This window comes from Gilliamella sp. Nev5-1 (assembly GCF_001690895.1).
Taxonomy (GTDB): domain Bacteria; phylum Pseudomonadota; class Gammaproteobacteria; order Enterobacterales; family Orbaceae; genus Gilliamella; species Gilliamella apicola_C.
Window position 1 is genome coordinate 1 of the sequence record NZ_LZHO01000045.1, and the last position, 7,678, is coordinate 7,678.

Genomic DNA, 7,678 nt, shown 5'->3' on the forward strand with positions numbered 1-7,678 from the left:
CTATTATCAAGCTAAGTTACAGGATGATTCGGTGATTGTTTCGGTGTTGAATGCTATCACAGACCGGCATTTACGCTGGGGCTTTCCTAAATGTTTTAATCGTATCAGAAAGCTCGGCTATCAATGGAATCATAAACGGGTATATCGGGTGTATTGTGAATTAAAGCTTAATCTCAGGGTAAAGCGTAAAAAACGCATTCCTCCACGATGCCCGGAAAGGTTATTAGCCCCCAATAAACAAGGTGAATGTTGGTCAATGGATTTTATGAGTGACAGTAGTCGTAATCAACGTCGCTTTAGGACATTCAATGTCATCGATGACTTTAATCGTGAGGCATTAGGTATTGATATTGGTGTGAGTTTACCCGCAGGTAGAGTGACTCGTTATTTGGATAAATTGGCGGAGTATCATGGTTATCCGTTAAAAATACGCGTCGATAATGGACCAGAATTTACAGGAAAAACCTTTATAAACTGGGCTAAATCACATGATATAGCCATTGATTATATCCAGCCCGGTAGCCCTTATGAAAATGGTTATATTGAACGATTTAATCGTACCTATCGTACTGAAGTACTCGATTTATATCTTTTTAACAACTTAGCACAAGCAAGGAGAATAACCGAAGAATGGTTAACGATTTATAACACCGAAAGACCGCATGAGGCATTAAATAACATGACACCGCTCGAATATAAAACATTAAAACAGGCAGCTTAATTTTCTACGTGAGTTGTGTACTAAGTTTGGGGTATTTACATACCCATTCTTATGGTAGAGATATAAGCTGACGAATTAAACAATTAAAAATCGATAAAAGGGAATGTTTCTCTGAACAATTTTTCGACTTCTGGGTGTTTTTTTAAAGCTTCTAATGCTTGTTCTTCATTAAATGAGACATCGTCTTGAGATAATTTTTCCCCTCTTTTGACCGCTATGCCATAAACAGCCCTATCTTGCTCTTTTGTGTGCTTCCAAGAAGGAAACAAACCTATCAATTTTCGTAAGTCAGTTACTTCCCCTTTAAAATCAATCAAATCAAAAATATAATCGGGTAAATCGCTTACTTCATTTTCACCAATGACTTTTTCTGCCCAACGATTGACCTCACCCATATTGATGGCACCACTTAATAAACAGTTATATACAAAATTAATACCGATAGCCTCACTATTTTTTTCTAACCTTAGCATATTTATTTCCCCTTAGATAATGCTTCGCCACCTATATGGCCTGTTTTAAAATGCTCGTCATCTGGAACCAGTTGCATTCTAGCGCGATGTTGATGATGATGCCAAATATAATCAGGTATTTTAGATTTACCGGCATTAATTGCTTTTAACTGCTCTGGTGTAAATATCCCAGGATTTACTTCTCCCCGTTGGATAGCTCTTCGTAAATCTTCAGTTGCCATTTTCATTTGGCCTCGATAACTTTTATTGTAAAATTCAGCGCTTGGCAACACGGTGTCATATCGTGCAATATCATCAAAAATACCTAATCCTCTATTGTCAAACACAATTCTGGATTTAGGATGTCGCTGGCCTCTTAATTTAACATTTTTATTATTTGGCAATGGAACGGTGTTAGAAACCACATTACCGGGGCCGTATAGTTCTTCTAACTGCTTGCGCACAAGGTGAGGATCATAAGGCGCATGGCTCCCTAAACCAGCAAGTAATCCAAGCGGGTCAATCCAGATAATCGGATTAAAACAATATTGATAGCTATTTAATCCACCATAAAGTTTAGCCGGATCTTGGGTAATAAATCGACCCAGATTAGGAGCGTAATAGCGATTAAGATTATAATGTAAACTGGTTTCTTCATCATAATATTGTCCCTGAAATCTAAGTGGATTTATGGGTTTAATATTATTTTCAGCTTGTGGCCAATGTTCATGGATGATTTCGCCATAGGCGCTGTATTCGCATTCATAAACAGTTTCGCCAAGGCTGTCTGTAAGACGATGAGGCGTGCCTAAGTAGTTATTTTGATACCAATAGGTTTTTAACTTTTCTGACTGTCCTGCTTTTCCAAGGATTTGGGCTAGTGGTCGATGGCTATCGGGTTCATAAATATAACTTCGCCAGAATCTATCGTTATCGGCACATTCTGCTATTAATTTATGGTCTTGCCAGATAAATTCGGTGGTTTTACCCTCCACTGTTTTGCTAGTACGACGGTTAAAAGTATCATAAGTATAGGTGATGATAAGCCCCGTCGGTTTAATTACTTTGATTAGTCGATGCTGACAGTCATATTGATAGTGGGTAACTAGACGGTGGTTTTTTCCGCGTTTTTCCGCAATTAGGTTACCAAAGCGGTCATAGCCAAAAATCCTCTTCCCGCAAGTATTATACGGGGATTGGTATTTTCAGTAAGAACATTACCAGACTACTATCTTGTATTTTGATTACCATATAAATTTTTTATCTTCACATTCATAAAAAATCTTAGCTACATATATAGTAAAAGGTGAATTACAATTTGGGCATTTTTTAAATTTATAGTTTTTTATTTTCTTATCCAATAATTCAGATCCCAAACGATAATCAAAGTTAGTTTTTTCAGTTTCAACAGTATAAACTTCAGAAGAATCAACAACCAAACCCATATATTCCGCTCGGCAATTTCTACAAAGCACTATTTTAACCATTCTTGCTCTAATTGAACGGCTAAAATCTTCATCACTAAAACAACCATTTGCTACCTTTTTATCTAACTCTGTTAAATTGACATCATCTGGCCATATAATGCAATATGGTGTGTCATAAAGGGGTATATAGTCTCCTCGAAGCGTTTTTAACCGATAATTTTTAAAAATAGCTAATCTTGTATTCACCCCACTTTGTAAGGTTTTATAAAAATCAAAAGAGGGATTGATCTTCTCCCCTAATAAGGTTATATTAGTTCTAAATAACTCTCCTTCCTCTTTCATGATATCATCATTAGGAAAAATATATTTAAAGTTAACACCTTCTGCTTTTATCCATTTCATGGTTTTACCCCGTTAATAATTAAATATTCTAATTCTGTTGATGTTTCTAATGTATGTTGAATAGCTTGGCTTCTTGGCATTTTGATATGAATAATTATTTTATTACTATTAAACCCCCATTCAGCTGCTTTTTCGGCGTTAGTGGTAAAAGATATTAAAGAACGCTTTCCTATTTCTTTAAGCTCGTGTCCCCACTCTCCATGAGCTCGAATATATTGATCCAACGTTCCCCAATCGTGTATTTGTTTTGCATGAGCATATTTTGATTCAATAATAGCTTTACTTACAGCATCTCTTCCCAATATACCATCTCTTATTGCCTGCTCATAAGCGTTATATCCCGTTTCGCTAAAAACCCAACCTGTTTCATGATAAGCTTGAATTTCTGCAGTATTATCTGTACCACGATAAAGATCTATAAAATCCAATCCTAACGGATATATTCCACTAATAGGATTATTGCCTACATATCGATATAGGTTGATATCACTTAAAATTCCTATTGGATCTTGAGTAATATACCTACCAATAAACGGGTCATAATAGCGATTAAGATTATAATGTAACCCCGTTTCCTCATCATAATATTGCCCTTGGAATCTTAATGGGTTATCCGGCAGGGAATCTATATCGTCCTGATGATAGGTTTCGTTTATTATCTGCCCATAGGCATTATACTGGCATTCGTAGAGGGTGTCACCTAAGCTGCCGGTAAGGGCAATGGGTGTGCCGAGGTGGTCGTTTTGGTACCAGTAGAGTTTGATATTGTCTTGCTGCGCATTACCGTGCACTAGGGCTAAGGGACGGTAAGAGTCTGGCTCGTAAAGGTAGCTTTGCCAGTGTTTATCGTTATCGGTCTCGGCAATAAGTTTATTAGACTGTGGCCTTTTCCACGTTTTTCCACAATCAGGTTGCCAAAGCAATCATGCTCAAAGTATATGCCACCAAAAAACATTTGGGTTTATCATAATATTAACGCTAATAACATCATAGCAAATGGTTAGTTGACACAATAATAATTTAAATCTAGCGAAAGTAAGCTAAGTATTAAGCTTACCTTGCCGATTTGATATGTTAAATTGAATCTAAATTGGAACTTATTCTACAGAATCTAATGAAACTGCCATTTCTAATACCATATCTAAGTAAGACTTTTCTCCATTACTGCCTCTTCTTTTCAATTCATCATGAGCATAGACAATTTCAACTTTAGAACCTATTTGAAAAAGCTTCTTATCTTCTTTGTTAATATAATCATAAATGCTTTCTTCACACGTAGAGCCATTGTTTAATAATAAACTAAAACTATTATCAATTGATGATGGATCTTGACCTGCTACGTAAGTTCTAGTTATTACTCCAGTTACATATTGTAAAGGCATTCGACCTTGGTTAATGTTATCCCACCATTCCTGTGATCCAAAAAGGCCATAGGTACCTTTTAATCCCATATAGGGTTTTGACTTATCAAGAGTAAGTGATTGTGCCAATGGAATTTGTTCAGGTTTAGCCTTTAATTCTTCAGATAGGAGATAGACTAATTTCATTGGTATTTTTGAATTTTCTAATTTTAATAGCATATTTTTACCTTTATTTTACTTTTTCAAAATGAACAATATTTTCATTAAAAATCTCTATACCTCTACCTTGTCCAAGTTGAGTTGTCATTTGCCCGCCTTCAACTTTAAAACGAGTATTGGTTTTCATCCATTTTCCAGTTTTAATCGACATATTAGAGAAATGAGAAATTATAGAATTTGGTGGTAACGTTAATTATCACCAAATGGACAAAAGCTTTAAAAGGTATGTTTGACAAAGTAAAACCTCTTTCAAATTAATTATTTGTAATTAATTTATACAGCTGAGTTCTTAAATCATCTAATCTGTTATTTTCATTAATTAATGGTTTTTTATTATTATGTAACACTATATCATTAAAAGATCCCATACCTCCATATAGTATTAATATTTGATTTTTTACAGCTTCGAAATTAATTTCTATGTCTTCACTAAATTTCATAAAACTATTTCCCCAGTCAGGGTAATTTCCTTTTTTCAATAATATGGATATTTCAAAAAGAATTAACTTTATTTTTTTTATATGATTATTCATTTTAATGGTTTAATCTCCATAATTTCTGCTTCCTTTATTGTCCATGGTTTAGGTACAATGATTTGTTGTGTTCCTCCTATATAAATACCATTCTGAGCACCCACTTCCCCCACATAAACTTTCGTACCTGCGGGAATTTTTATGGCTATAGATGAGTCAATTGGAGAGGTTCCTCCTCCTGGCCATTTCGGTAATACAGCTTTATCTATACGAGTCTGTAAAATACCTTGGGGAGATTCTACACTGAAAAATTGACCGAAAGGCTTATCTGCTGTTCCAGCGCGATATAAAATTATATCTTGTTCAAGTACAATTTCTTTATACCTACCTCCAGCAAAAGTTCCAGCTAAATCATCTGTTAATGGACCGGGTTTGATTGCGCTATATTCGCCAATATTTTTACCTTGTAGATAATTTTTCGTCTCCTCTCCAGCGATCCCCTCAAACCCACTATTTTCAACCTTAATCAACCCTAACGGATCTATCCAATTTATCGGATCGCCATTGACATATTGATAACTATTTAATCCGCCCAGTATACCTAGTGGGTCTTGGGTGATATATCTGCCAATAAACGGGTCGTAATAGCGATTTAGGTTATAATGAAGCCCTGTTTCCTCATCATAATATTGCCCTTGGAATCTTAACGGATTATCGGGCAGGGAATCTATATCGTCCTGATGGTAGGTTTCGTTTATTATCTGCCCATAGGCATTATACTGGCATTCGTAAAGGGTGTCACCTAAGCTGCCGGTAAGGGCTATGGGTGTGCCGAGGTGGTCGTTTTGGTACCAGTAGAGTTTGATATTGTCTTGCTGCGCATTGCCGTGCACAAGAGCTAATGGACGGTAAGAGTCTGGCTCATAAAGGTAGCTTTGCCAGTGTTTATCGTTATCGGTCTCGGCAATAAGTTTATTAGACTGTGGCCTTTTCCACGTTTTTCCACAATCAGGTTACCAAAACAATCATACTCAAAGTATTTGCCACCAAAAAACGTTTGGGTTTATCATAATATTAACGCTAATAACATCATAGCAAATAGTTAGTTGACACAATAATGATTTAAATCTAGCAAAGTAAGCTAAGTATTAAGCTTGCCTTGCCGATTTGATATGTTAAATTGAATCTAAATTGGAACTTATTCTACAGGCTCTAATGAAACTGCCATTTCTAAAGCGATTTGATTATATTTTTGTCCGAAATTTAGCGCTGCCTGAGGTTTTAGCTCATCTAACGCATATACAATACTTGCGCTATAGCCAATCTTAAACAGCTTGGAATCTTTTTTTTGTTGGCATAAATACCAACAGATTGAATTGTTCCATCTTCAAGTAATAAATCAACTGTATTATTAAAATTTGAGGGATCTTGTCCTGCTACATAAGCTTTTTTTATTATTCCAGAAATAAATAATAAAGGGATTCTCCCCTGCTCAATACTATTCCACCACTCTTTTGATCCAAAAAGACCATTAGTGCCATTTAATCCAACGTAAGGCTTTGTATGATCAAGTGTTAAAGCTTGAGTCAAAGAAGCATATTCTGGATTTACTTTTAATTTTTCTGAAAGAAGGTACACCATTTTCATTGGTACTTTTGAATTTTCTAATTTTAATAGCATATTTTTACCTTTATTTTACTTTTTCAAAATGAACAATATTTTCATTAAAAATTTCTATGCCTCTACCTTGTCCAAGTTGGGTTGTCATTTGCCCACCTTCAACTTTAAAACGAGTATTGGTTTTCATCCATTTCCCAGTTTTAATCGACATATTAGGAAATATGAGAAATTCTAAGATATGTTTGATGAAGTAAAGGCTAGTTCAATATATTAAAATTAGTTATAATTGAATTCCATGATAATTATTTAGCTAGCCACGCCTTCAGAACGAATCTTGTCGGATATATCTGCCGATAAACAAGTCGTAATAAAGGTTAAATTGTAATGTAATTGTCTTTCTTCATCATAATATTGCCTTTATAGTAATTTTTTAATTTAAGTCCAAACCTCTTGACCATTACTGGTAATCCAAACAATGCCGCAATTTAATTTCACATAGAACCACATACCTACATCATCTAGATCATCATCCTCGTTATCGGGAGGGTAAGGAGGCCAAATATTCTTAATAGAATTAATTTGTTCTTCAATTGTGCCAGATAAAAAAATTCCATTTCTAGCTAATCTAATATGTCCATCTTTTATTAATTTTTCTAATATTCTAAAAAATAAATCTTTTCTTATTTCGTAGGGTATTTTTATATCTTTCGTGTAATTATCTAAATGTTGCCACATTGTGCCCATTGAATAACCAAAAGCACTTTCTAAAATAGAATTATAAATTTTTTTAAAATTCATTGAAATTTCATCTCCACTCTGTTTCCTTTATTAATACTCGGGTTTTTGATATCTATAGTCCATTTTGCTTTATTTTGTTCTACAGATTCGGAAAAATTTCTTAACGTAATATTACTACCAGCATTGGGACCTTCTGTGATCTTAATTGAATATATCGTTCCTTTCCCCGGAATAATTTTTGCTGTTGGCATAGTATCAACACCAG

The 7,678-nt window shown here is 34.7% G+C and carries 11 protein-coding genes; 1 reads left to right on the plus strand and 10 read right to left on the minus strand.

Features of this window, described 5'->3' with window-relative positions:
• Positions 1 to 721, plus strand: a 721-nt coding sequence (locus A9G41_RS06510) for an IS3 family transposase (RefSeq protein WP_143425429.1), incomplete at its 5' end; no start/stop codon positions are given.
• 83 nt (positions 722 to 804) lie between these two features.
• Here A9G41_RS06510 and A9G41_RS06515 read toward each other — a convergent pair.
• The 10 genes from A9G41_RS06515 to A9G41_RS06560 all read right to left on the minus strand — a co-directional run.
• The gene (locus A9G41_RS06515) at positions 805 to 1,194 is read right to left on the minus strand and encodes a hypothetical protein (RefSeq protein ID WP_065583407.1); all 390 of its coding nucleotides are present in this window, start codon (positions 1,192 to 1,194) and stop codon (positions 805 to 807) included.
• A gap of 2 nt (positions 1,195 to 1,196) precedes the next feature.
• On the minus strand, positions 1,197 to 2,168 hold the full coding sequence (locus A9G41_RS14840; protein ID WP_065583406.1) for an RHS repeat-associated core domain-containing protein: 972 nt from the start codon (positions 2,166 to 2,168) through the stop codon (positions 1,197 to 1,199).
• A gap of 249 nt (positions 2,169 to 2,417) precedes the next feature.
• The gene (locus tag A9G41_RS06525) at positions 2,418 to 3,002 is read right to left on the minus strand and encodes a hypothetical protein (protein ID WP_065583405.1); all 585 of its coding nucleotides are present in this window, start codon (positions 3,000 to 3,002) and stop codon (positions 2,418 to 2,420) included.
• Positions 2,999 to 3,925 carry an RHS repeat-associated core domain-containing protein gene (locus A9G41_RS06530; protein ID WP_065583404.1) on the minus strand — a complete coding sequence of 309 codons (927 nt, stop codon included), beginning with the start codon at positions 3,923 to 3,925 and terminating at the stop codon, positions 2,999 to 3,001. Before A9G41_RS06530 ends, A9G41_RS06525 begins: the two co-directional genes overlap by 4 nt.
• A 174-nt stretch (positions 3,926 to 4,099) precedes the next feature.
• Positions 4,100 to 4,582 carry a hypothetical protein gene (locus A9G41_RS06535; RefSeq protein ID WP_065583403.1) on the minus strand — a complete coding sequence of 161 codons (483 nt, stop codon included), beginning with the start codon at positions 4,580 to 4,582 and terminating at the stop codon, positions 4,100 to 4,102.
• 254 nt (positions 4,583 to 4,836) lie between these two features.
• Positions 4,837 to 5,115 (minus strand): DUF6966 domain-containing protein, encoded by a 279-nt coding sequence (locus tag A9G41_RS06540; RefSeq protein ID WP_065583402.1) that lies wholly within the window; start codon positions 5,113 to 5,115, stop codon positions 4,837 to 4,839.
• Positions 5,112 to 5,948 carry an RHS repeat-associated core domain-containing protein gene (locus tag A9G41_RS06545; RefSeq protein ID WP_075539467.1) on the minus strand — a complete coding sequence of 279 codons (837 nt, stop codon included), beginning with the start codon at positions 5,946 to 5,948 and terminating at the stop codon, positions 5,112 to 5,114. Before A9G41_RS06545 ends, A9G41_RS06540 begins: the two co-directional genes overlap by 4 nt.
• A gap of 397 nt (positions 5,949 to 6,345) precedes the next feature.
• The gene (locus tag A9G41_RS06550; protein WP_218837679.1) at positions 6,346 to 6,735 is read right to left on the minus strand and encodes a hypothetical protein; all 390 of its coding nucleotides are present in this window, start codon (positions 6,733 to 6,735) and stop codon (positions 6,346 to 6,348) included.
• A gap of 375 nt (positions 6,736 to 7,110) precedes the next feature.
• The gene (locus A9G41_RS06555; protein WP_065582002.1) at positions 7,111 to 7,473 is read right to left on the minus strand and encodes a DUF596 domain-containing protein; all 363 of its coding nucleotides are present in this window, start codon (positions 7,471 to 7,473) and stop codon (positions 7,111 to 7,113) included.
• On the minus strand, positions 7,470 to 7,678 hold a 209-nt coding region (locus A9G41_RS06560; protein ID WP_218837680.1), incomplete at its 5' end, for a hypothetical protein. The genes A9G41_RS06560 and A9G41_RS06555, both read right to left, overlap by 4 nt.

What these genes read in the sequence shown, in the direction of transcription:
- A9G41_RS06525 (WP_065583405.1), bottom strand. Translation starts at nt 3,002, where the DNA reads ATGAAATGGATAAAAGCAGAAGGTGTTAACTTTAAATATATTTTTCCT.
- A9G41_RS06555 (WP_065582002.1), bottom strand. Translation starts at nt 7,473, where the DNA reads ATGAATTTTAAAAAAATTTATAATTCTATTTTAGAAAGTGCTTTTGGT.
- A9G41_RS06515 (WP_065583407.1), bottom strand. Translation starts at nt 1,194, where the DNA reads ATGCTAAGGTTAGAAAAAAATAGTGAGGCTATCGGTATTAATTTTGTA.
- A9G41_RS06535 (WP_065583403.1), bottom strand. Translation starts at nt 4,582, where the DNA reads ATGCTATTAAAATTAGAAAATTCAAAAATACCAATGAAATTAGTCTAT.
- A9G41_RS06550 (WP_218837679.1), bottom strand. Translation starts at nt 6,735, where the DNA reads ATGCTATTAAAATTAGAAAATTCAAAAGTACCAATGAAAATGGTGTAC.
- A9G41_RS06540 (WP_065583402.1), bottom strand. Translation starts at nt 5,115, where the DNA reads ATGAATAATCATATAAAAAAAATAAAGTTAATTCTTTTTGAAATATCC.